21 protein-coding genes are annotated in these 24,096 nt (G+C 45.5%); 17 read left to right on the top strand and 4 right to left on the bottom strand.

Annotation, left to right across the window (positions count from 1 at the left end; translation table 11 throughout):
- The first annotated feature begins 166 nt into the window (after positions 1 to 166).
- Together G3352_RS05460 and G3352_RS05455 are read left to right on the top strand one after the other, a co-directional pair.
- Positions 167 to 1,342, top strand: coding sequence for an MFS transporter (locus G3352_RS05460; protein ID WP_163754704.1), 1,176 nt, complete (start codon positions 167 to 169; stop codon positions 1,340 to 1,342).
- A gap of 86 nt (positions 1,343 to 1,428) precedes the next feature.
- Positions 1,429 to 1,899: a GNAT family N-acetyltransferase gene (locus tag G3352_RS05455; protein WP_163754702.1), complete on the top strand. Its 471-nt coding sequence runs from the start codon at positions 1,429 to 1,431 to the stop codon at positions 1,897 to 1,899.
- 93 nt (positions 1,900 to 1,992) lie between these two features.
- On the opposite strand, the gene G3352_RS05450 is transcribed toward G3352_RS05455, so the two are convergent.
- Positions 1,993 to 2,589 carry a TetR/AcrR family transcriptional regulator gene (locus G3352_RS05450; protein ID WP_345940722.1) on the bottom strand — a complete coding sequence of 199 codons (597 nt, stop codon included), beginning with the start codon at positions 2,587 to 2,589 and terminating at the stop codon, positions 1,993 to 1,995.
- A gap of 128 nt (positions 2,590 to 2,717) precedes the next feature.
- On the opposite strand from G3352_RS05450, the gene G3352_RS05445 reads away from it, so the two are divergent.
- The 10 genes from G3352_RS05445 (at position 2,718) to G3352_RS05400 (ending at position 13,976) form a co-directional block, all read left to right on the top strand.
- The gene (locus G3352_RS05445) at positions 2,718 to 3,299 is read left to right on the top strand and encodes a cysteine hydrolase family protein (RefSeq protein WP_163754700.1); all 582 of its coding nucleotides are present in this window, start codon (positions 2,718 to 2,720) and stop codon (positions 3,297 to 3,299) included.
- A gap of 35 nt (positions 3,300 to 3,334) precedes the next feature.
- Entirely contained in the window at positions 3,335 to 4,597 is a 1,263-nt protein-coding gene (locus G3352_RS05440; RefSeq protein WP_163754698.1) for a cytochrome P450 family protein, read from the top strand.
- A gap of 208 nt (positions 4,598 to 4,805) precedes the next feature.
- Positions 4,806 to 5,024, top strand: a complete 219-nt coding sequence (locus G3352_RS05435; RefSeq protein ID WP_205524706.1) for a hypothetical protein — start codon at positions 4,806 to 4,808, stop codon at positions 5,022 to 5,024.
- Between the two features lie 105 nt (positions 5,025 to 5,129).
- Positions 5,130 to 6,059: an ArsR/SmtB family transcription factor gene (locus G3352_RS05430; RefSeq protein ID WP_099854263.1), complete on the top strand. Its 930-nt coding sequence runs from the start codon at positions 5,130 to 5,132 to the stop codon at positions 6,057 to 6,059.
- Between the two features lie 198 nt (positions 6,060 to 6,257).
- The gene (locus tag G3352_RS05425) at positions 6,258 to 7,550 is read left to right on the top strand and encodes an ABC transporter substrate-binding protein (RefSeq protein WP_163754694.1); all 1,293 of its coding nucleotides are present in this window, start codon (positions 6,258 to 6,260) and stop codon (positions 7,548 to 7,550) included.
- Positions 7,551 to 7,637: 87 nt separating this feature from the next.
- Complete coding sequence (locus G3352_RS05420) at positions 7,638 to 8,528, top strand: carbohydrate ABC transporter permease (RefSeq protein ID WP_076288454.1); 891 nt, start codon at positions 7,638 to 7,640, stop codon at positions 8,526 to 8,528.
- A complete protein-coding gene (locus G3352_RS05415; protein WP_062318999.1) occupies positions 8,528 to 9,334 on the top strand; it encodes a carbohydrate ABC transporter permease in 807 nt (268 codons plus the stop codon). Before G3352_RS05420 ends, G3352_RS05415 begins: the two co-directional genes overlap by 1 nt.
- 50 nt (positions 9,335 to 9,384) lie before the next feature.
- The gene (locus G3352_RS05410; RefSeq protein ID WP_163754692.1) at positions 9,385 to 11,151 is read left to right on the top strand and encodes a glycoside hydrolase family 2 protein; all 1,767 of its coding nucleotides are present in this window, start codon (positions 9,385 to 9,387) and stop codon (positions 11,149 to 11,151) included.
- 17 nt (positions 11,152 to 11,168) lie between these two features.
- Positions 11,169 to 12,953, top strand: coding sequence for a glycoside hydrolase family 2 protein (locus tag G3352_RS05405; RefSeq protein ID WP_163754689.1), 1,785 nt, complete (start codon positions 11,169 to 11,171; stop codon positions 12,951 to 12,953).
- Between the two features lie 12 nt (positions 12,954 to 12,965).
- On the top strand, positions 12,966 to 13,976 hold the full coding sequence (locus tag G3352_RS05400) for an aldose 1-epimerase (RefSeq protein ID WP_345940721.1): 1,011 nt from the start codon (positions 12,966 to 12,968) through the stop codon (positions 13,974 to 13,976).
- A 105-nt stretch (positions 13,977 to 14,081) separates the two neighbouring features.
- On the opposite strand, the gene G3352_RS05395 is transcribed toward G3352_RS05400, so the two are convergent.
- From G3352_RS05395 to G3352_RS05385, 3 genes are read right to left on the bottom strand one after another with little or no spacing between them, the layout of a single operon-like run.
- The gene (locus G3352_RS05395; RefSeq protein WP_163754685.1) at positions 14,082 to 14,612 is read right to left on the bottom strand and encodes a chromate transporter; all 531 of its coding nucleotides are present in this window, start codon (positions 14,610 to 14,612) and stop codon (positions 14,082 to 14,084) included.
- Between the two features lie 24 nt (positions 14,613 to 14,636).
- Complete coding sequence (locus G3352_RS05390) at positions 14,637 to 15,290, bottom strand: chromate transporter (protein WP_163754682.1); 654 nt, start codon at positions 15,288 to 15,290, stop codon at positions 14,637 to 14,639.
- Positions 15,283 to 16,821, bottom strand: coding sequence for a sulfatase family protein (locus G3352_RS05385; protein ID WP_163754680.1), 1,539 nt, complete (start codon positions 16,819 to 16,821; stop codon positions 15,283 to 15,285). The genes G3352_RS05390 and G3352_RS05385 overlap by 8 nt, the downstream gene beginning before the upstream one ends.
- 123 nt (positions 16,822 to 16,944) lie before the next feature.
- Between G3352_RS05385 and G3352_RS05380 the strand changes: the two genes are divergently transcribed.
- From G3352_RS05380 to G3352_RS05360, 5 genes are all read left to right on the top strand, one after another.
- Positions 16,945 to 17,799, top strand: a complete 855-nt coding sequence (locus tag G3352_RS05380; protein ID WP_163754678.1) for an AraC family transcriptional regulator — start codon at positions 16,945 to 16,947, stop codon at positions 17,797 to 17,799.
- Positions 17,800 to 17,873: 74 nt separating this feature from the next.
- A complete protein-coding gene (locus G3352_RS05375) occupies positions 17,874 to 19,673 on the top strand; it encodes a sensor histidine kinase (RefSeq protein ID WP_163754675.1) in 1,800 nt (599 codons plus the stop codon).
- A gap of 3 nt (positions 19,674 to 19,676) precedes the next feature.
- Positions 19,677 to 21,368 carry a response regulator gene (locus tag G3352_RS05370; protein WP_163754672.1) on the top strand — a complete coding sequence of 564 codons (1,692 nt, stop codon included), beginning with the start codon at positions 19,677 to 19,679 and terminating at the stop codon, positions 21,366 to 21,368.
- Between the two features lie 158 nt (positions 21,369 to 21,526).
- Positions 21,527 to 23,095: an extracellular solute-binding protein gene (locus G3352_RS05365; protein ID WP_163754669.1), complete on the top strand. Its 1,569-nt coding sequence runs from the start codon at positions 21,527 to 21,529 to the stop codon at positions 23,093 to 23,095.
- Positions 23,096 to 23,128: 33 nt separating this feature from the next.
- Complete coding sequence (locus G3352_RS05360; RefSeq protein ID WP_163754666.1) at positions 23,129 to 24,091, top strand: ABC transporter permease; 963 nt, start codon at positions 23,129 to 23,131, stop codon at positions 24,089 to 24,091.
- The last annotated feature ends 5 nt before the right edge of the window (positions 24,092 to 24,096 follow it).

Here is a 24,096-nt window from a genome sequence, read left to right as displayed (position 1 = left end):
TTATGTTTAATGTTCACTAATTAACAAAACGCGTTCAATTAACAATGGTAACCTTACTCATTCTGTCTATAATTATTAACAGATGTTCATTAATATATCAATATTTGTTTTTGTACAAGAATAGATTACATCATAGATATCATAACAACAGTTGGGGGGATGAATGATGCAACGTTTATGGACAAAGTCATTTATTCTAATGACGCTGGGTTTGCTTTTTTTATTTACTGCATTTTATATGCTGTATCCCACACTGCCGCTCTTCATTAAAGAGATGGGTGGCAATGAAAAACAGGTGGGCTTGGCCATGGGAGCTTTAATGTTGTCTTCCGTCGTCCTTCGTCCTTTTGTCGGTGGGCTACTGGATCGGTTTGGCAGACGTCCGTTTATGATCGGGGGGTTGCTTTTATTTATATTGGCGATGTACATGTACAACTGGGTTGGTGGAATCATCATGCTAATCGGACTTCGTATCGTGCATGGAATGAGCTGGGCTGTATCCACAACGTCCATGATGACAGCTGTGACTGACATGATTCCCTCCGCTCGGCGCGGGGAAGGTATGGGGTGGTTTAGCACCTCCATGACGCTGGCTATGGCGGTTGGCCCGATGATTGGTCTGGGGATTATGCAAGGCACATCATATCAGACGATGTTTCTCTTTGCTGTTGGTTTGTCCGTCGTGGCCCTGCTTTTGACGCTGGGAGCTAAAATGCGATTTCAACCACATACGGACAGAAAGAAGATCCAAATCTTCGAAAAATCAGTTTTGCCTGTGATGGCGCCAATCTTTTTTCTTTTCATTGCATATGGGGGAATTACTACATTTGTACCCTTGTTTGCGGAGCAGATCAAAGTCAATTCTGGCACATTCTTTCTGGTTTATGCCGCGACACTTGCGCTATCCCGGCCCATTGCGGGAAAGCTGTCCGATAAGAAAGGAGAGACAGCAGTCATTCTCCCGGCGCTTATCATTACGATCATTGCTTTGATTGTGCTTAGCTTCGCAACCAGTTTACTTGGCGTGCTCGCTTCAGCAGTTCTTTACGGGATCGGCTTTGGTTCCGCTCAGCCAGCTCTTCAGGCCATAACGCTTCGCCTCGCTCCCGAGGATCGGAAAGGGGCGGCCAATGCTTTCTTTTCAACGGCGACTGATCTCGGTATCGGACTTGGTGCCATGGCCCTGGGTCTGGTATCCGAATACATGAGCTATCACATATTGTTTATGGTTAGTGCTTTGTCGGTGCTGGTTTCTTTTCTGCTTTTCATGATCTACGTAAGACGGTTGTTGAAAATCAAGCAGACTTTGCCTGCCAAAACGAGTGATTCCGTTTCACTGTAGTTGAATGGTAGTGTGTTAAATCAGATTTGTAGTATAATTTGTGCAGTTAAGAGCAGCAATTATTTCATGATGCGGAGGCTTACTGCATGTTCATTAGAGAGATAGAGGAAAAAGATAATCAAGAAGTAGAGTCTTTAATTCGAAGTTGTTTGATCGAATTCGGGGCCAATAAGTCAGGAACAGCGTGGGCTGACCCGAATCTGGGCGATTTTTATCATCTTTATCAGCGCGAGGGTTCCAGGTATTGGGTGGTTGAGCATAACTCCACGGTTGTAGCTGGCTGCGGTATCGGACCTGTGGAGGGATTTTCACATATTTGTGAATTGCAGAAGATGTATGCATTAAAAGAAGCACGAGGCACCGGAATCTCATATGAATTGCTTCAGATTTCCCTTGATTTTGCCAAAGAACACTATGAACAATGTTATCTTGAGACGCTTAACAACATGGTCGCAGCCAACAAGTTCTATATCAAGAACGGTTTTATTCCATTAGAAGAACCGTTAAATGCAACAGAGCATTTCGCTTGTGATGCATGGTATATCAAAACATTATAAATTCACACCTCACGATGCACCAAAAGCCTAGTTCTAGCGGCAGATTGCCGACGTTGAATTAGGCTTTTTTGCATTTTTATATATCCATATACGTTAAAGAAACGTCAAACAGAGCTGCTCCACAATGCGGTCGGGAGAGTTGCCGCGCACGTTTTTTTGAAACAGATATGAATCATTACTCATGGCGGTCAGGAGCATGTCCGTTTTGAACAAACTGATGGCCTGCGATTCGTCATTCCCTGTTGCCATCTCTTCGAATAATCCGAATAGCTGTTGATGCAATTGCTCATAAAGAGGACTTGAAATTCTGGACTCTGATCCTTGATATACCGCATTCTCGATACCCGAGAGCAGCTCCGCATTTTTTTCTCTAAACTGGATAAATAACGTCAGCAGACCCCGCAATCGCTCAGATGGTGGATGCTGTGCATTCTCCTGCAAGCATATTTCTACTTCCTCGAAGAACAACGCAGCGTTATCTTTGATCAAGTCCATGCATAACTCACTCTTATTACGGTATCGGCGGTATAAGGTACCCGCTCCAATCTGCGCTGCGGAAGCGATCTGATTCATGCTGACCCGCTCGACGCCGTGCAGCTCGAATAATTTGCTAGCCACATCCAAGATACGTTGGCGATTCTCGGCGGCATCCCGTCGCTCCGAACGAGAGGTTGTATTGGTTTTATCCACAATCTGTCACTTCCTATCCTTAACGTCCAAAATTTGACAAGGGGAGAACCCTCCGTTTAATATCAAGAAGAGGTTAAGCGGAGAGTTCTCCCTTTAATCTTAATCAAAACGAGAGGGATGTGCAACCCATGGAGAGTCATCATAACCAAGCTGCACTTCTGGTCATGGATATGCAGAACATCATTGTATCGCATTATGCGAAGCACGAGGATGCACTGCTCCCGTTTCAGAAAGCGATAGAAGCAGCTCGCAGACATAACGTACCTGTGATTTTTGTGAAGGTTGGTCATCGCCAGGATTTCCCTCCAATCAGTGAGCGTAACAAATTGTTTGGAAAAAAGTCGAGCCGTGGTGGAGAGAACGCATCCAATCCGGCAATGAAAGTGGCAATGGACATTCACGAATCGGTTCAGCCACTCCCAGGAGAGCTCATTGTGGACAAGTTCCGCGTCAGTGGATTCTCGGGAAGCAACCTGGAGACCCTTCTTCAATCCCATGGCATTAATACACTTATTCTTAGCGGTATCGCAACAAGCGGGGTAGTGCTGTCTACCTTATGTGAGGCAGCGGATAAGGATTATGCGTTGACTGTACTTTCTGATGCTTGTCTGGATAGGGACCCGGAAGTTCATCGAGTTCTCGTAGAGAGCGTATTCCCCCAACAAGCTGATGTGCTGGCTGTAGATGATTGGATAAATACATTAATGTAAACCAATAAAATGGTCGAAGCGAAAGGATGGTTATGATGAGTGAGCTAGATCTTAATGTTTCACAAAAAGCAGCGCTGAGCCTGTTTAGTGGAGATAGTGGTGAAAACCCGTTTTCACTGATCAAGCAGTTGCGTGATACAGGCCCTGTAATTCCAGTATCTTTGCCAATGGGGGGTACAGATCGCGGGCAGTGGTTGGTTACACGAATGGAAGAAGCGTCACAAGTACTCAAAGATCACGCCCACTTCACAGTAGACCCACTCTCCATCGACGGCAATGAGAATATCCTGAAAGCCTATGTGGAAAACATAGATCCAGATGCTCCTCCAACGTTCTTTACCGGAAAATCCATGCTCTCTGTAGATGAGCCTGATCATCGGAGACTACGCCGACTGGTCTCCAAAGCCTTTACCCCAAAATATATGGAAAGTCTTCGCCCGCGTGTGCAGCAGATCGCTGATGAATTACTGGATCAGGTTCAAGCCCAGGGCGAGATGGATTTGGTCAAGGACTACGCCTATCCCTTACCGATTCATGTGATATCCGATATGCTGGGAGTACCTAAAGCAGATCGCCCGCAGATCCAGACCTGGTCCTCTGCAATTGCACACGGTCTGGGCCTCGGAGTACGTGAACCGGGAGTGGAGGAACATCTCAAAGCTTTCGGTGACTATACTGCGCAACTGGTAGCTGAGAAACGCAAACATCCTGCAGATGATTTGATCAGCCAATTGATTGCTATAGAAGAAGAGGGCGATCGACTCAGTGAACCGGAACTGTTATCCATGATTACGTTATTGATCTTTGCTGGTCATGAGACGACATCCAATCTGATTGCTACGGGTGCAATGATGTTATTGGATCATCCTGAACAATTGGAGAAGCTCAAGGCTGATCTTAGTCTGGCACCTTCTGCTGTAGAGGAATTGCTGCGTTTTAACGGGCCTGCAACCATTGCCGGACCTCGTTTTGCGACTGAGGATGTAGAGCTGGCAGGGCAACAAATCAAAAAGGGAGATATGGTCATCCCCGTGCTGAAATCAGCCAATCGGGATGAACTTCAGTTTGAACAGTCAGAGGATCTGGATGTTGCCCGTCATATTAATCGTCATCTGGCTTTTGGTCATGGCATTCATTCCTGCTTGGGAGCTCCACTTGCTCGTGTGGAGGGAGATATCGCCTTTACAACGTTGTTAAAACGCATGCCTAATCTGCGACTTAATATTCCTCGGGAAAACATTGAGTGGCATTTGGCGCTAAGTTCGCAGAGTTTGGCTGCATTGCCTGTCGCATTTTAGCAAAGCTTTAATCGGTAAGAAGAATCATATACACACAAAAAATCCGCCATGTTTGGCGGATTTTTTGTGTTATGCTATAAGTTTCATTACGATAGGTAAAATCAACAATTTCAGTATCTATTGCAGGATCTGATTGGGGAAAACACGAAATAAATCCCTCACATCATCTCGATCTTGTTGCTATAAGTTTTTTCATTGAAGGAGGTGTATGATGAAAACATTTTCTAATATAAGCATTGGCATCGTACTACTGATCTATGCTGTGCTCATCAGTATCCGTATTTATCAAGGAAACTTAAGTATGACAACGTTAGTGTGGATAACGGCCATTTCTGCGGGGGTTATTGGCATTTTAGTTGGTTTACCGATATGGTTTGCGCACATTAACCGGAAATTGTATGAAAAACTAAGAAGAATGATGAAGTAAAAAGCAATTTGATACAAAATAAATGATTTGTTACAATATTATCGACTGAATTAAACTTTACGTTTAAATTTCCTGTTTCATAAATACATAAGAGGTGGTGAACGAATGCTTGAGCTGAGTTTTGATAATCCGGATGAGCTGGTCACGGTCACGCATGCGTTATCGACTCGATCCAGAGTGGATATTCTACGACTACTGATCTCCCAAAATCTGAATATCGTTGAAATCGCGGAAGCTCTCAAACTTCCCGTATCCACGGTAGCCAGCAACATCAAGGTTTTGGAAGCAGCACGGTTGATTAATACGGAACTGCTGCCTGCTTCTCGTGGGGCCATGAAAGTATGCAGCCGCAATTACGATGATATTCATATTGCTCTTAATCTGGAGAAAGCAATTCCCAAAGGCGACATCCAGGTGTACGAAGTGGATATGCCTATCGGTCATTATAGTGATTGTGAAGTGTCACCCACTTGCGGCATGGCGAATGGCGAGGGCATGATCATTCGAGAGGATGAACCCGCCAGCTTTTATCATCCGAAGCATGTGGGAGCGCAGATTATGTGGTTTCGTAAGGGATATGTCGAATATTTAATGCCACTGGAGATTCCGGCAGAAGCGGTAATCGAATCGCTGGAACTGTCCATGGAAATATGTTCTGAAGCACCAAACTATGATCATAATTGGCCTTCCGATATCTCTGTATGGATTAACGGTATGGAAATTGGCATGTGGACATGTCCTGGTGACTTTGGAGATCGGCGTGGCAAGCTCAACCCGGCATGGTGGTTTGAATGGTCAACACAGTATGGTTTATTAAAGACATGGCGGGTGGACAAAAATAAGACGACGCTGGATATGGAGAAAATTTCAGCAGTTGATCTGGCTCAGCTTAACCTTCAAAACAGCCATAAGTTAAGGGTGCGAATAGGTATTAAACCGGATGCAGTTCATCAAGGAGGCGTAAATCTCTTTGGGCGACAATTTGGAGATTATGACCAAAATATCAAGATGACTGTACATTATGCCATTCATTAGAATGAGATGAGGAAGAAAGGCCTTGGTTGCAGATATTATGTAACTAAGGTCTTTTTTTATTTAATAATTACATTAAATATGTTTGAAAGCGTTGACAAGAGATAAACTCCCTTATATAATCCCCTATAGATACAGTAATAATGTAATAAAACAATTATATCGTTTGTATCTACAAATTAGAGTAAAGGGGATACTCGCATGAAAAAAAAGATCGGCAGGTTAGCACTGACATTATTGCTCTCATTCTCAACCGTTTTAAGTGCATGTAGCGGAGGCAGTAATGAGGCGGGTGAGAGTGGCTCTGGTGATGGAAAAGTGACATTGTCCTTCTGGACATTGTTTGATGGTGGTGATGGCGCAAACATGCAGACATTAGTTGATGAATTCAACAAAACCCATCCGGACATTGAAGTGAAGAATACCAAATTGGCCTGGGGCGAGTATTATACGAAGCTCGTAACTGCTGTGGGTAACGGCAATGGACCCGATATTGGGATTTCCCATTCCTCCAGACTGCCCGATCTGATCAATCAGGGGGTTGTCACAGAACTTGATACTCCGGCTACGGATGCAGGTGTGGACTGGAGCAGTTATAACCAGAATCTCTTGGATGCTGTTACTGTAGAAGGTCAACATTATGCAGTCCCCATTGACACGCATCCCTTTATCATGTTCTACAACAAAAAATTGCTAAAAGATGCAGGCTTGCTTGGTGAAGACGGAAAACCGATTCTGGAGCAATCGGCTGACGGGTTTGTGAGTTTCCTTCAAACTTTAAAAGAGAAGTTGCCTGCCAAAACGACCCCGTTTGCATTATCCAATAATAATGATGACCCTTACCGCCTGTGGTGGTCGCTGTACTCCCAGTTGGGTGGTAACGACGTGGTGTCGGATGATCTGAAGTCCGCAGCCATTGATAAAGAGAAAGGCATCAAAGCCGCTGACTATGTCCAGAAGCTCTATACCGAAGGTTATATCAAGAAAAATGATCCGGACTTTTACAAAAATTTCCAAAGTGGAACAGCCGCGATTATCATGACAGGGGTTTGGACGACAGGAACATGGGAATCCACCAAAGGACTTGAGTTTGGAGCTATGCCAATTCCAAAATTCTACGACCAGGAAGCAACATGGGGAGATTCCCATACCATTGTTTTGCCACTGACTAAGGATGAGGACCCGGCTAAGCGCAAAGCCGCGATGATCTTCGCTGATTGGGTTGCTGACAATGGTCAGGTCTGGGCGAAAGCCGGACATATCCCATCCAAGCCATCCGTTCTGGAAAAACAGGAATTCAAGGATCTGCCATACCGCAGTGATTATTCCGAAGTGGCAAGTGTAGTTAAATTCAGCAAACATTCCACCAAAAATGCACAAATCCGCGATGAAGCTGCCTTTAAATTTTTGAATGAAGTATGGATGAACAAAATGACCCCAGCAGATGCCATGAACAACATGGAGACAGCCATTCAGAAAATAGTGAGCGAATAGAAGGAAGACGGGTCACGCGAGCCTGCGTAATCACCATCTCTAGATAAGAGATCGCCGGCTTGCGTGCCAATCAAAGGGGAGACGCATATGAAGATCAAAAAAATGAGAGCGGATATGCAAGCGCTGGTATTTCTGCTTCCATTCTTAATTATTTATGGTTTATTTACGATCTGGCCCATGATTAAAGGTGTGGAGATGACCTTCTACAAATGGACGCTGATCAAGAAAATGGATTTTGTTGGCCTGGATAACTTCCGAAAAGTTTTTCAGGACAGAGAGGTTTGGGAAGCGATCTGGCATTCAACCTTCTTTGTTTTCTTGAGTACACCGACCATGATTATACTCGCGATTCTGCTGGCTTTGATTGCCAACCGAAAATCGTCTTTACAAAAGTTCTACCGCATCATCTTCTTTATACCAAGCGTACTCTCCGTTGCCGTCGCAGCTTATCTGGGTTTATTCGTATTTCAGCCTTATACGGGATTCGTCAATTCCGTCCTGCATCTTGTCAGGTTATTGCCTCAAAATTCCGAAATATTCTGGCTGACGGAAACTGGGCTCGCCTGGGTCGTTATTACCGTAATTACCTTGTGGTGGACAGTCGGATTCAACTTTATTTTGTATCTTTCCGCCATGCAGGAAATACCTGATGAAATTTATGAGGCAGCAAGGCTGGATGGTGCGAGTGATACACAAATATTTTGGAGGATTACTCTTCCTTATCTGAAGCCACTGACCAAAACCATTACCATGTTGCAGATTATCGCTTCCTACAAGGTCTTCATGCAGATTTATGTCATTACAGGCGGGGGACCTCTGGATCAGACACGTCCGATTATCCAGTTAATCTATCAGACCGGATTCAAGAACAACAACCTGGGCTATGCCGCAACGATGTCCTACATTTTATTCGTGATCCTGCTGGTGCTGTCGGCGCTGCAATACTGGATGACTAACCGGAAAGGGGCGGAATACTGATGAAATGGTTATATCGCACAGGTTCTGCGTTGATGGCGGTTATGTTTGCGGCCCCACTTGTGTGGATGCTGATGGTCTCCATCAAAGAAGAAGGCATGAAGATTATTACGGTTCTGGACTGGTTTAAGCCTCCTTACTCACTTGCCGTCTATAACGAAATTCTGACAACGACAAAGCTGTCACAGTGGGTGGTTAACAGTTTGTTCGTCGCTGTAGTTGTAACAGTACTGACTGTGATTTTCGCGGCGATGGCTGGATTTGCTCTGTCCAAAGTACCGTTTCGTTTCCGTACATTTGTTTTTTTCTTCATTCTTGGCGGGCTGCTGATTCCGGGTGAAGCAACCATTATTCCACTCTATCAGGTAGCCAAAGATTTGCATTTGCTGAACTCATACAGTGGATTGATTATTCCTGCTTTGGCTTCACCTGTAGCTGTCATAGTGCTCAAAAGCTTCTTCGATGGGGTTCCCAATGATCTGCTGGAGAGTGTGCAAATTGACGGTGGAGGCTTTTGGCGAATTTTTACCAGTATCATGCTGCCTTTGACACGTCCGGCTATGGCATCGATGGCGATTCTGACATTTATCGGTTCGTGGAACAATTTCCTATGGCCATTCCTTTCCATAACCGATGATAATCTGTTTACGCTGCCAATGGGTATCCCAACGCTAATGGGTCAGTATTCAGAAGATTACGTCAAACCGATGGTTATCAATGCAGTGGCTTCTGTTCCCATCATTATATTGTTTATCATTTTTGAGAAACAGATTGTTAAAGGCATCAGCATGTCCGGTATTAAGGGTTAACACTTTTTCAGGCCTATGAGCCAAATACAGAGGAGATCGGAGAGAACAAGATGACAACTAAATTTTACAACAAGGATTATCCAAGACCGCAATTTGTACGCAATGAGTGGTTGGATTTGAATGGAGAATGGGATTTTAGTTTTGATGACAATCAGGCGGGTGAAAGCGAGCAGTGGTACGACCAGAATCAGTTTCCGGAAGGGACGAAAATCAAGGTTCCCTTCACGTATGAGACCCAAGCGAGCGGTATCGGAATCGAGACATTTCATCCTCTGGTCTGGTACCGCAGAAGTGTTCAGATTCCCCAGGAAGCAAAAGGAAAACGGAGCATTCTGCATTTTCAGGGAGTGGATTATCACGCAAAATGTTGGGTGAACGGAACGGTTGTTGGTGAACATGAAGGAGGGTACGCAGCGTTTTCATTCGACATTACCCCTTATATCACTTACGGCTCGGAGAATAACATCGTACTTGAAGTAGAAGACAGTCAGAGCGCGATGCAGCCTCGGGGGAAACAACGCTGGGTGGATGACAATTTTGAATGTTTTTATGTGCAAAGTACCGGGATATGGAAAAGTGTCTGGCTGGAGCATGTGAGTGAAGCTAGGGTTGAAGCAGTCAAAATGACACCGGATATCGATCGTCATATGATTCGTGTGGACTTTCAATTGAATGGGATTGAAGGCAAGAAAAACTTACGTTTGGAGACACGGATTGAGTTAAAGGGTCAGCATGTACAAACCATCAGCCTATCTCCAGACAGACCTTGGATGACCGTGGAAGCGAGTGTTAAACATGAAGCAGGCGGGCCGTGGAAACAATCGTTATGGTCACCAGGCTCACCGAACCTGTACGATATCGAGTTTGTGATGTACGAAGATGAGAAAGAAATTGATCGGGTTCATTCCTATTTTGGTATGCGAAAAATATCGATTGAAAATGGGCAGATTCTACTGAATAATGCTCCGTTGTACCAAAGAATGATTCTGGATCAGGGCTATTGGACAGAGAGCCATTTGACCCCACCTTCAGTGGAAGCACTGATTGAGGATATCGATAAAATTGCCGAGATGGGATATAACGGAATCCGTAAACATATGAAACTGGAAGATCCACGCTTTTTGTATTGGTGTGATGTAAAAGGCATGTTGGTCTGGTCAGAGATGGCAGCAACCTTCGAGTTTAATGATGAGGCAGTGAGCAGATTCACCAAAGAATGGCTTGAAATTGTACCTCAGCAATATAATCATCCCAGCATCATTACCTGGGTGCCATTTAATGAATCGTGGGGAATACCGACGATTGGTCACGAGGTAAGGCAGCAGCAATTCACGCAATCCATTTACCATCTGACCAAAGCCATTGATCCGTATCGTCCGGTCATTACCAACGACGGATGGGAGCATACGGTATCGGACATTTTGACAATCCATGATTATGTGGAGACGGGAGAAGCCTTTCTGGAACGGTATCAGGATAAGGACTTGATCGTAAATAACAAGATTGCTTCCAATCGATGGAAGTTTGCTTTTGCTGAAGGTTACCACTATAAAGGACAACCCATTATCATCAGTGAATTCGGCGGTATTGCTTTTCAATCGGATAAAGGCTGGGGTTATGGCAATCAGGTGGACTCGGTTGAAACCTTTATTGAACGTTTCCGTTCCATCACCGAAGCGATCAAAGCCATTCCCTATATCTCAGGCTATTGTTATACACAAGTCACCGATGTGCAGCAGGAGATTAATGGTCTGTTAACGGAAGACCGTAAACCGAAAGTGCCACTGGAAGTGATCCGCAAGATTAATCTGGGGTGACAGGAGAGCTGAACATCATGCTGCGACAGGATTATCCAAGGCCTCAATTTGTACGTAAAGATTGGCTGAGTTTGAATGGGGAATGGGAATTTGAATTCGATGATGATAACAAGGGACGTTCGGAAAAATGGAGTGAGGGCAAGCAAGTATTCAGCCGCCGAATTCAGGTGCCATTTGCTTTTCAAAGTCAACTTAGTGGCATTGCAGATCCTGAATTCCACGATAATGTATGGTACAAACGGACCTTTGACATTCCGGAGAACTTCACTGGCAAACGTCTGCTGCTGCACTTCGGAGCCGTGGACTATGAAGCCTCTGTATGGGTGAACGGAAAACTGGTGGTTCGGCATGAAGGGGGACACACCCCTTTTCATGCCGATATTACGGATTCTTTGCTCGAAGGAAATAATGTGCTAACCGTACAAGCGATAGATTATAGCAGGGATGTAACGTTACCACGCGGGAAGCAGTTCTGGCAGGAGCAATCTGCCCAAATTTTCTATACCCGCACTACAGGAATATGGCAATCGGTGTGGCTTGAAGCGGTCGCACCCGTTCATCTACAGAAGGTGCGCCTGACTCCCGATGTCGATCGCAACGAAATCGAAGTTACGGCTCATCTCCAAAGGAATCAAACAGAACCAAGGGATTGGGAAGTGCAAGATATCAGACTACGTGTACAAATTGCCTATCAGGGAGAGCAGTTGTCTGAGGATGAATATCGAATTAGCGGCAGGACAGAGACCCGTACCATCGGGCTTCACACCTTTAACGAGCATGGCCTTGGCAGGCTATGGTCACCAGAGCACCCCAATTTGTATGATATTCATTTCACTGTATTGGTGGATGGTGTGCCCGTCGATGAGGTCGATAGCTATTTCGGCATGCGTAAAATCTCCATTGAACAAGGCAAGCTGTTTCTGAATAACCGTCCTTACTATATGAAGCTTGTTCTGGATCAAGGGTATTTCCCGGAGGGGAATCTAACTCCGCCGAGTGATGAGGCCATTCGGCGTGATGTGGAATTAACGAAGGAACTGGGGTTTAACGGAGCCAGAAAACACCAGAAGATTGAAGATCCGAGATATCTGTACTGGTGTGATAAGCTGGGACTGCTGGTGTGGGGAGAGATGGCGAATGCTTACGATTTCTCAGAACAATACGTCGCCCAGGTAACACGGGAATGGCAGGAGGCGCTGGAAAGGGACTACAACCATCCATGTGTTGTGGTCTGGGTACCTCTTAATGAAAGCTGGGGTGTTCCGAACATCCTGACCAGCAAGGAGCAGCAGTATCACGCCTTGTCGATGTATTATTTGACCAAGTCGCTAGATTCCACCCGTCCGGTCATTTCCAATGATGGCTGGGAGATGGTTCAGACAGACTTGTATAACATCCATGATTATGAATGGAGGAGAGAGGTTCTGGAGGAACGCTACCGCACTCGTGAAAATGCGGTAAACGCCCTTCCGGGCAGTCGAAAGCTTAGCGTGGGTAACTATCGTTATGAAGGACAGCCCATTTTAATTACCGAATTCGGTGGAATCGGGTATAAGAAAAGTGATTGGGAAGGCTGGGGTTACTCCGGAGCGGAAAATGACGAAGATTTTGCACAGCGATTGCATGCCGTAGTACAGCCACTATTGGATTCTCCAGTAGTAGAAGGATTTTGTTACACACAGCTGACGGACGTGGAACAGGAAATTAACGGTCTGTTGACGTATGACAGACAGCCCAAGATGCCGATAGAGCAGATTCGGGCCATTATTGAAGGACATTATCCATCGTCGGCCGGCGAATAAGGAGGGGAATACGTGTTGAACACAAAGAAGATAAGTAGCTCCTGGGAAGGCGATTTTCAAGGGGAAAAGGCCATTTACCTTCGCTTTGGTTCCAGTGAGGCTGTTATGCTACCGGAGATAGGTGGTAATCTGGTCGCTTATCGTGATCTTGAGAGGGGGCTTCGCTTCCTTCATGAACCGTCACCGGAAGAGATGGATTCATTCATGGCAAGACCCATGATTCACGGGATCCCCGTTCTGTTTCCGCCAAATCGCTATGAGGACGGGCGGTTTGCCTGGAACGGGCAGACGCTTCAGTTTCCGGTCAATGAGGAAGCAACAGGCAATCATTTGCATGGATTTTTGTATAATACGCCCTGGGTTGTGGATGAGTATGGACATACCGAGAATGAAAGCCATGTATCGGTGTCCATTACCGTTGATGAAACTCATCCGATATTCGTATGCTTTCCTTTTCAATTCAGTATTACATTACGCTACTCGCTGAGCAGTGATGGACTCATGCAGCATGTCCGCATTCGCAATCATGGAAGCTCCTGCATGCCGTGCCTGATCGCTTTTCATACCTCAATTAACGCTCCCTTTAATCCGGGAGGATCGGCTCGTGATTACAAGCTCAAGCTGACCATTGGAGACAGATGGGAATTGGATCAACGTATGCTGCCAACGACATGTTTTCAGCCGCTGATTCAGGAGGAAGAGCATATGCGAGACTCCGGGGTATATCCGTTCTTTGCAGAAATGGATAATCACTACACTGCTGTACCGCAAAACGGGAGAAACCGGATGGAGCTTCAAGATACGAAGGATGGAATGACATTGGTTTACGATGTGGGAACTTCCTATAAACAATGGATGATCTGGAACAATCATGCGGAAGAAGGTTTTTTCTGTCCCGAACCACAGATTAATCTCGTTAATGCACCTAACCTAGATATGCAAGCCGAGGAAGCTGGATTATTTAGTTTGCAGCCGGGAGAAATCTGGGAGGAAACGAGCAGATTATATCTGCGTCATTCGTAAAAATAAAGATGAAGGGGAGCAGCCAGGACAGCTAATGCTGTGATCGCTGCTCCTTTTAAAAACCAATGAATGCAGTGAATTCAGCCTGTCGTCGCCACACTGAATTTAAAATAAGATAATGCCTGCTGCTCCAGCCACACTGAGAATCAAAAGGGGATGAAGCTTGTACTTGAGCAGGAGAAACAAACAAACTCCGCTAATAAGTAGTGTCGCGATCCATACCCAGCTTATTCCTGCGTCTTCACTTGGATAACTAAAATGAATGGCAGCATAGATAATGAGTCCCGTCGTTACGGGGCGTAAGCCATATAAAGAGGACTTTACCCATGAATTGTCGTGCATCCGATAAAATAAGGCGGAGAGTAGCACAATTACGACGAGTGAAGGCAAAATCATACCTGCAGTAGAGACAGCGGCTCCGATATAACCTGCCGTCCGATAACCAATCAACGTGGCGGCATTGGTTGCAATCGAGCCGGGCGCCATACCGGCCAGCGCTACGGTTTGTTGGAATTCAGCGCTTGTCAGCCATCCTTTTTCCGTTACCTCGTGTTGAATGATCGGAATAACGGCGTAACCGCCACCAAATGAAACGAGGCCTACACGTATAAACATCATGAACAGGTCCCAGTACATCTCAATCGCTCCGATTCGTCTTACTTAAATGTAATATTCCAGTTCCGGATAGCTGCCTGTTACAGACTTCTTTTCCATTTTCACTTGAAGGCCCAGCCGTTTTTTGATCTGAATCATGGCCATGCCGCATATCAATCCCGAAATAATAAGATAGAGGGGATGGATTCCTGCAAACAACAGCACGGCTACGGTCACAATGGCAGCTATTGCTGTTGTTGTATCTAAGATGGAGTATCTGGCCGTCCGATAAGCTGCCATGCTAATTAGTGCAATAATGCCACCGTTCATTCCTTTTAAAGCAGCTTCAACTTTGGGTTGGTTACGAAATAGGATGGCGAATACGCTGATCAGGATCACAATCAAAAACGTGGGACATGTCACGCCGATGACGGCAGATACAGCTCCCGCAATTCCTGCCTGGCGATGTCCGATCATCGCAGCGGCATTGACGCCAACTCCTCCGGGAGCCGAGCCGGCAAGCGATATAAGCTCACTGATCTCGTCCTCTTGCATCCATTTTTTCTTGTGCACTACTTCGCGTTCGATAATTGGCAGCATCGCATATCCGCCTCCAAAGGTGGAAGGACCGATGCAAAAGAAAGTCCAAAAAAGCTGGATCAGTAACATAAATGGTTCTTTCAGGTTCTTGATGCTACCCTCATCCTTTCCATCATGCATGATGAATTCGAGGCATCGGCATGGACTCCTTGCCAAGCTCAGCCCAGATGTATTTGAGTAGAAGCTCTGACTTGAGTTCGGTGTACTCAGGTTCATTCCACAAGTTAAAACGTTCATCGGGATCCTGTTCAAGATCGAAAAGTTCACCATAGGTTTGATTGTAATAGACTGTGATTTTATACCGCTGTTCGACATATGTTTTTTGATGAATCGTCGTGGGTTCGTGTCGAAATTCGCAGAGAGCATGATTACGAACGGCTTCCTTGGCGCCCAGCCACACTTTCTTCTGATCGATGCCCGTCATGGCGTGCGGAATTGCAATGTTGCAAAGGGACAAGAAGGTGGGAGCCAGATCGACCAGCGATTGTATGGCATTTGATTTTTTCGCAGCAGGCACCTCACCAGGATATCTTACGATAAATGGGATTTTGATAAGATCTTCGTAATGGAATCCACCCTTGGCCTGAAGACCATGCTGTCCGAAGAAATGACCATGATCGGTTGTGAAAACGACGATCGTATCGTCTGCAATACCCAACTCATCCAGCTTATCGAGAATTTTGCCAATATATTTATCCATCATGCTGATCATTCCGTAATACACGCCGACCAGTTTTTTCTTGTCATATGCCGTTAGCCGTGATTTGTCGCCATATTCATAATAATGATGCGAACGGTAGCCGTGAATGCCGAAGCCGGTTTCAACCAGGTGCTCAAAATTCGGATTCTCATCCTGGGTCAGTTGGAAATGTGGTGGGTTACGATCATGCTCTCCAGGTGTTATAGAGGGAATCGTCAAATCATCGGGGTCATACATGGAATCCCAAGGTTCCGGTACCAGATATTCCGGATGCGGGTCGAAAAAGCTGGCCCACAGAAAAAATGGATCATTAGCATGGGTGTATTGCTCCAAAAGGGAATTGGTTCGTTCGGCGATCCAGGTGTTGTAGTGATATTTCTCAGGGATGGGCCACTTATACGTTACGGAAGGGTCCATCGTCCCAGTTGGGGGAAGGAAGTAATCCCTCCAGTTCGTACATCCCTGTTCTTCCAGCCATAGCGCGTAATGCTGACCGACATGCGCTTCATTCGTATGATTACGTGTTAACTCTACGTGGTCAAAGCCGTAAAATGGACCGTGGAAATGTCTCCAGTACTCCAAATCCTGCAGAATGGGATACGCTTCAGACGACGGGTATTCCTCTGTAGATTTTAAAGGCTGAAAATGTGCTTTACCTACTAGGGCAGTGCGGTAGCCTGCCTCCTGGAAACTTTCCCCGACGGTATGTCGATCTTCAAGCAGTTTTGTGCCTAACGTCCAGGCTCCATGCTGACTGGGGTACATGCCTGTAATAATAGAAGAACGGCTAGGAGTGCAGGTAGGGTTTGGGCAATAAGCCCGATCAAACGTTGTTCCTTGCCGGGCAAGACGGTCCAGATTGGGCGTGGAAATCTCAGACTGAAAAGCCCCGATCGTGTTCCAGTGCTGCTGGTCACTAGTGATTAGCAAAATGTTAGGTGTTCTCGACAAGTGTAATCGCCTCCTAGTAAGATGATATTGAAAAAAACGAGTTATAAAAATAGCCCGGTGTTATATTTTTATTGTCATTTTGTTATGATCAAACAAAATAGGAGAAGGAGGGAACTCCCTACGATGCAGGAATATGAGTACGAGTATGCAGAATTCATCTACTATAAGCCAGGATATTTGGATAAAGAGGAACACATTTGGCCAGTCCGGGCAGGGCGAAGTATAGCCAAATCCAATTACCGGGTTGGCCCCAAACGTATCGAGTGTTACAGTCTTCATTTTGTGCGTGAAGGGATGGTTAGGCTTGAGTTTGATGGTAAACGAGTGGACCTGCAGAAGAATGATCTGTTTTGTCTGTTTCCCGGCAGAACCTATTACTATCACATGCTTGCCTCGGAATCTCCGCTGCAAATGAACTGGCTGGCATTGGATGGGCCTAAAGTTAAACCTTTATTGGAGCTGGCTGGCTTGACTCCGGAAAGTCCGTTCGGCAAACAGATGTTATCTCCACGGGTCCACGAAGCATCCGAACGTCTGATTCATGCATTGGCATGTGTGGAACGGTGGAAGCCAGCAGTATCCCTGGAGTTGCACGGATTGGTATATGGATTGTTGGCCAGTCTTGTTCCAGACACCAACTGCGCGCAGCCTACAGAACTGGCAAGTTGGATTCATGAATGCATGGATTACATGGAATTGCATGCAACAGAGGGCATTTCGGTGCAACAGGTTGCCGACTTTGCAGGGGTTCATCGTTCATATTTCTCCAACATGTTCACCACTCAGGTTGGACTGCCTCCGTTAAAATTCATGCAGAGAATACGAATGGATAAGGCCAAACAGCTTCTAAAGGATACGGATGCTACCGTTACGGAGATTGCTTTGTCGCTGGGTTATCCGAATCTATATTCATTTACCAGAGCATTCAAAATCTATTATAAAGTACCTCCAATTATGATGCGGAGAACCTCAAGCTGATCCTGAATATACCGATGTCCAGTATGGAGAACGCTTACTTTTTTTAATGGATCATGAAAAAGGAGACTCCCACAATGAAGCTCTCTACATTGCAGAGATGGATTTCACCGAAACGCAGCATTCAAGGCAAAATTTTTATCGCTTTTATTGCCGTTACGCTAGTATCCATTATTTTGATTACGGTCATTGTTTATATGAGCATGCGTGAGACGATTACGCAAAATGCCATTACGTCGGTTTCGGACAGCATAAGGCAGGCAGATGAATCATTGAACATGATGCTGGAAGAGATCGACCGGCTGAATACGGTCGTGGTGACTAACAAAAACACGGTCATTGACACTTTGCTCAGTCCGAATGAGGAGATCAGCTATGAGTGGTTTCAGGAGCAGAAGCGGATGGATGAATTTCTATCGTCGCTGATCGATTATAAAGCTTACATTTCACGGATAGCCGTTGTGGGCCTGGGCGGGAAAGTTTTTTTCTCAGGTGGACCTTGGCTGGACAGGACCATCTTGGGAACGCCAATGATGAATTACATGCTGCAAAATGGATCAAAGCACGCATATTTCAAGCAGACAGGAGTGTCGAATGCCATCACCATCGGTCGGGAAATCCGTTATAACCGTGCGACTATTGGGTTTGTCATGGTGGATCTTAATTATGAGTTTATCCAGAAAACATATGACGTGAGACCAACTACAGATAGCATGATCTATGTACTGGACAAGGGAAATCAATTTATCTATGAAACCCGAACTGACTCACCTCTTACTCCAACTTACCAGCAAATTAAGGAGATCAATCAGCAATTTAAAACAGATGGCGAAGCGGTCAGGCGGTACATTGATGGAAAAGAATATATCGTTGTTTGCCGTCAATCCGACTATACTGGGTGGAGTACTATTTCTTTGGTTCCGATGGATTCTCTGCTGACCGAATCGGTGAAGCTGCGCAACCTGCTGGCAGAGGTGTCCATTATTGTGTTTGTCGTTGTTCTGATCGTTTCACTTCAAGTCTCTTCCCGAATTACCCTGAATATCCGGAAACTAAAATCACTGATGATGTTGGTTAAGGATGGGAATCTGACACTTCCCCAGAATGAGATTAACAGTGAAGATGAGACAGGACAACTGTACCATGTCTTTAACGGTATGGTGGAAGAATTGAAAGATCTGCTCGAAGGAATCCGCGTCAGCGAGAAAGAGAAGCGGGAAGCTGAGCTTACTGCGCTCCAAGCACAAATCCATCCTCATTTTTTATACAATTCGCTCAATACGATCAAGTATCTGGCCAGGATGAACGGAGTGCCTAACATTGAAGCGGTCTCGGGATCGTTGATTGAGCTCATGCGAAGTGTCCTCGGTAATTCAAGCGAATTCCTTACGGTACGTGAAGAATTGGCATATGTTGAGCACTACATCTCCATCATGAAGTACAGATATATGAAGCCGATTCGGATGATTACCGAAATTGAGGATGACGCATTGCTGGATTGCCGGGTGTTGAAGCTGATGCTACAGCCACTGGTTGAAAACGCAATTATTCATGGAATCGGACCGCTCGAACAGGATGGATTCGTGTTGATCCGGGTGTATGAGGAAGGAAACAAACTCAATATTGATGTGGTGGACAACGGAAAGGGGATCACGGAGGAGCAACGGGAGTATTTACTGAAAGGTACGGGTACAAACGGAGAAACATCACGTTTTAGTGGAATGGGTGTACGTAATGTACACGAACGAATCGTTCGCACGTACGGCGACTCGTATGGCGTCCATTTGTGCAGTGAACCAGGGGTGTACACTAAAGCTGAAATTCGGCTCCCCAAACTGGAGAAAAGTATGGAAAATACCAAACGAGAGGTGATATAAGCCATGTTTCAGGTGCTACTCGTCGATGATGAACCGTTAGTACGCCATAATCTATGGACCTTATTGGACTGGGCTGACTATGGATTTGAATTATGCGGTCAGGCGCATAATGGGTTAATCGCTTTAACGATGATTGAGCAGTCGCCACCGCATATTGTCATTATTGATGTAGATATGCCTGAAATGAACGGTGTAGAGCTCAATCGGACAATCAAGGAACGTTTTCCATGGGTTAAGACGATTATGCTTAGCAGCTATGACGATTATGATTATGTGCGGGATTGCCTGAACAATGGCTCCATTGATTATTTGCTCAAGCATCGATTGGACGAGTCAACACTGCTCAACATCCTGAATAAAGCCGTATCGGAATTGCAGCAGGAAGATCGGTTGCGTGAGAAAGAGGTCGCTGAGAGCGCCATAACTGAGAAAGTGAGTCCCGAGGTTATGCGCGATTATTTGCTGTATTTGCTCAAAAGACAGACGAAAACAACGTACGGGTTTGAAGACGTTTCCCAGAAAGACAATCTGTATCCGCATGCATCCAGATATGCAACAGCAGCTATACAGATTGTTCCGTTCCTGCTGCTGACAGAGTCGTACAGTGACGTGCAGACCAATGCCCTGGTTCAGCAGGTCGTTGATATGATGCAGCAGAGCCTGGGTGATATCCATGAGCGGACAGCGGTGTACGTTGAGGAAGGGCGATTTGTTATCGTGTTTTCTTTCAGGGAACGAAGCGAACACATCATGCAGCGTGAGGTAGACGGACAACTGCGGAAGATTCAGCATGCATTGGAACTGTTCCTGAATTTGCAAAGTATAACAGCAGTAGGACCTATATGCACCAGTCTGTCACAGCTGGCATCCAGTTACTGTTCAGCCGAATACGAACTCGATGGATCTTCGTCTGTGAAAACGTTCAGAAGCCATACCCTCCAAATTGAAACTCCATGTTCGGACAAGCATTCACATGAAAACAATCAGAGTCAGCGAGTTTCACTGACCATTGAGGAGCAGAAGCAGCTTCTGTTATCCATAGAAAGGTTTGACAAGCAAGGCGTGCATCAATTGATTTCCTCCATTCTTGCTTCGATAGACCACCTACCTATCCATTCACATACGGTTCAGATGGTTGTCAGCGAGCTCATGCAAACGGGTGATAAAGCATGGAGGTCATGCTTGCCTTCTACAGATCCAGCGGTAGCTAATCTGCCTTCAAGAAGCGAGCTTGGGCGGATGAAAACGATAAGAGAACTGGAGCAAGGCCTGCAATCCTTTTTCTCCAGCCTGTTTCATTTGCTGAATCAACATCGTGTAATCGGTTCCTATTCTCGCCATGTCACGCAGACGATCCAATTCATTCTGGAGAGGTATTCCGGTTATGTCACATTGGAGCTTGCGGCAAGCGTAATCGGCCTGAATGCCTCCTACTTAAGCAGAATATTCAAAGAGGAGACGCAGCGGACTTTTTCAGAATATCTGAATCAGGTTCGGATTGATGCAGGGTGCAAGCTGCTGGACAGCGGCCGATACTCGATTAAAGAAATAAGCATGCAAGTGGGATTTACGACACACAACTACTTTTTCAAAGTATTCAAAGAAATAACGGGTTTAACACCGCAAGCGTATTTGAGCAATCCAGGAAAAAGGAAGAACGAAATGAAACTCCCGACTTTGCACTTGGGAAACTAGGCAGATAAGAGCAGAACTCTAAACTCGTAAAATATGTGGAGTAAAGGGTCATATTATTGTAATTACCTTCCATGCCCGGTGAATTATAATGAGCACACACCAACCGTGAACGCTTACAAATTACGTTGGTGATAAAGAATTGTGGGGGGCACAACTTTATGCGCAAACGCTGGGGAAGAAATATGATCATGATGATGATCGCTTCCAGTTTGATGCTGGCTGGATGCAATTCCGGTGGAACCAATAACGAAGCTTCACCAGAGGTTTCGAAGAACGACATTCATACGACCGGGTTTCCGATTGTGGACGAACCGGTGAATCTCAAGATGTTTACCCGAATTGCACCCGTAAATGGCCCTTTCAAGGAGATGCCGGTTTTCCAGGATTATGAGAAATTAAGCCATGTGAAGGTTGAATTCATTGAAGCGCAGACAGATGGTTTTCAGGAGAAAAAAAATCTGTTGTTTGCTTCGAATGAACTGCCGGATGCCCTGTTCCGTTCAGGTATTTCCCCGCTTGAAGCCATCCGCTATGGCTCTGCCGGCCAATTGATCCCACTGGAAGGCCTTATTGATGAATATGCTCCGAATTTGAAGAAATTAATGGAACAATACCCCGAAATTCGCTCAGGTATTACTACACCAGAGGGCCACATTTATACGATTCCGGGTATTGTTACGCTAAGTGCGGCACGTACGGATAAGAAATGGATTAATCAGATGTGGCTGGATAAGCTGAATCTGGAAGTACCTGAAACTACCGAAGAACTCTACAATGTGTTGCTTGCCTTCCGTGATGGTGATCCGAATGGAAACGGCAAACAGGATGAACTTCCGATGACAGCTCGTGTTGGATTGGCTGTGGTTAACGCGATGAGCGGATCATTCGGCCTGGATTCACAGCTCGGCTATAACATCAATATTGAAAATGACAAAGTGAGTATCTGGATGGGCAGTGACCAGAATAAAGAAATGCTGATGTACTTAAACAAGCTGTATAAGGAAAAGCTTCTGGACCAGGAAATATTTTCACACACAGAAGCACAATACCTGGCCAAGCAGGGATCGGGAAATACAGGTTTTTTCTTTGACCAGACGAACAATAACTTTCTGTCGATACAGGACCAATATACCGGTATCGCCCCACTGGAAGGTCCGCAAGGTGACCGATTGCAAAGTCAGGCTCTGCCAATCGCCAGAGATTTTGGAGCCTTTGCTATCACATCCGTCAATAAATATCCGGAAGTGACGATGCGCTGGATTGATTATTTCTACAGTGACGAGGGTTCTACCCTGCTCCGATTTGGAAGAGAAGGCGAGCATTACGAGATGAAGGACGGTATTCCTTACTATAAAGAGGACTTCCTGAAAGAAATCAGTAACCAGGCCAAAATTACGCCTTATGCCGGCGGAGGCGCGCCACATCTGATCAGTGAACAGGTGGCTTCTTTTATCAATCCACCTCAAGTGCAGGAGGCGCAGCAAAAGCTCGATCCGTTTATGCCAAAAGTCCGCTATGCAGCTCCGATGTTTGATGAGCAAACTGCCCAGGAAGTCAACATTCTGCGAAATGATATTGATAAATATTACGAAGAACAGAGTACAAAATTTATTGTGGGTGCAATCGGTTTTGACAAGTGGGAGCAATTCCAGGCCACACTCAAAAAGATGAGAGTTGAGGAACTGGAGAAGTTGTATCAGGATGCCTTTGACAAGATGCAGAAATAATGCTGAAACATCATGGATGAGGAGCAATTGCCTATGAAAAGCGTCAAAACCGATACAACGATCACGATGCCACGAAGCCATCCGAAAAAGAGTTCAGGCCTGTTGAGGCAAATGGGTAAAAGATTGGACCTGTACCTTATGCTGCTTCTGCCAGTCACTTGGTATGTGGTATTCCACTATGCCCCGTTGTATGGACTGCAAATTGCGTTCAAAAATTTCAATCCGGCTAAAGGGATTTTGGGCAGCAGCTGGGAAGGCTTTGGCCACTTCGAACGATTCTTTGATTCCTATTATTTCTGGAGACTTCTATGGAATACATTATCGATTAACTTGTTCTCCTTATTGATTGCTTTTCCGATTCCGATTCTGCTAGCACTAATTATTAACGAAATTCGCAATAAAGCCTTCAGCAAGTGGCTGCAAAATATTACGTATATTCCCCACTTTATTTCAGTGGTCGTTATCGTTGGCATACTGAATGTGTTTCTCTCGCCTCATACGGGTCCAGTCAATCTGCTGATTGAGGCATTCGGAGGTACACCGATCCGTTTTCTTGAGGAAGCAGGTTGGTTTAAAACCATTTTTATCAGTTCGAATATATGGCAGAACATGGGCTGGCAATCCATCATCTATATTGCAGCGTTGAGCGGAGTGAACCCGCATCTGTATGAAGCTGCCAAGATGGATGGAGCATCAAGGCTGCGGCGCATTTGGCATATTTCGCTACCCGGTATCGCTCCGGTCGTAATCATTTTGCTCATTTTGGATATCGGTCATTTCATGAACGTCGGGTTTGAGAAAATATTGCTGATGCAAAACAATCTCAATCTGGAATCGAGCGATGTCATTTCAACGTTTGTCTATACGACAGGTATCCTCAAGGGAGAATACAGCTATACAGCTGCTATCGGGCTTTTTAATTCAATCATTAATCTGCTGTTACTTTTACTGGTCAATCGGATTGCGCGCAAGACGTCTGAGACGAGCTTATGGTAAAGGAG

It is taken from the genome of Paenibacillus sp. ALJ109b, from assembly GCF_010747435.1.
In the GTDB taxonomy this organism is placed as follows: domain Bacteria; phylum Bacillota; class Bacilli; order Paenibacillales; family Paenibacillaceae; genus Paenibacillus; species Paenibacillus taichungensis.
The sequence above is the reverse complement of the archived record's forward strand: the minus strand, read 5'-3'. Positions and strand labels throughout refer to the sequence as shown.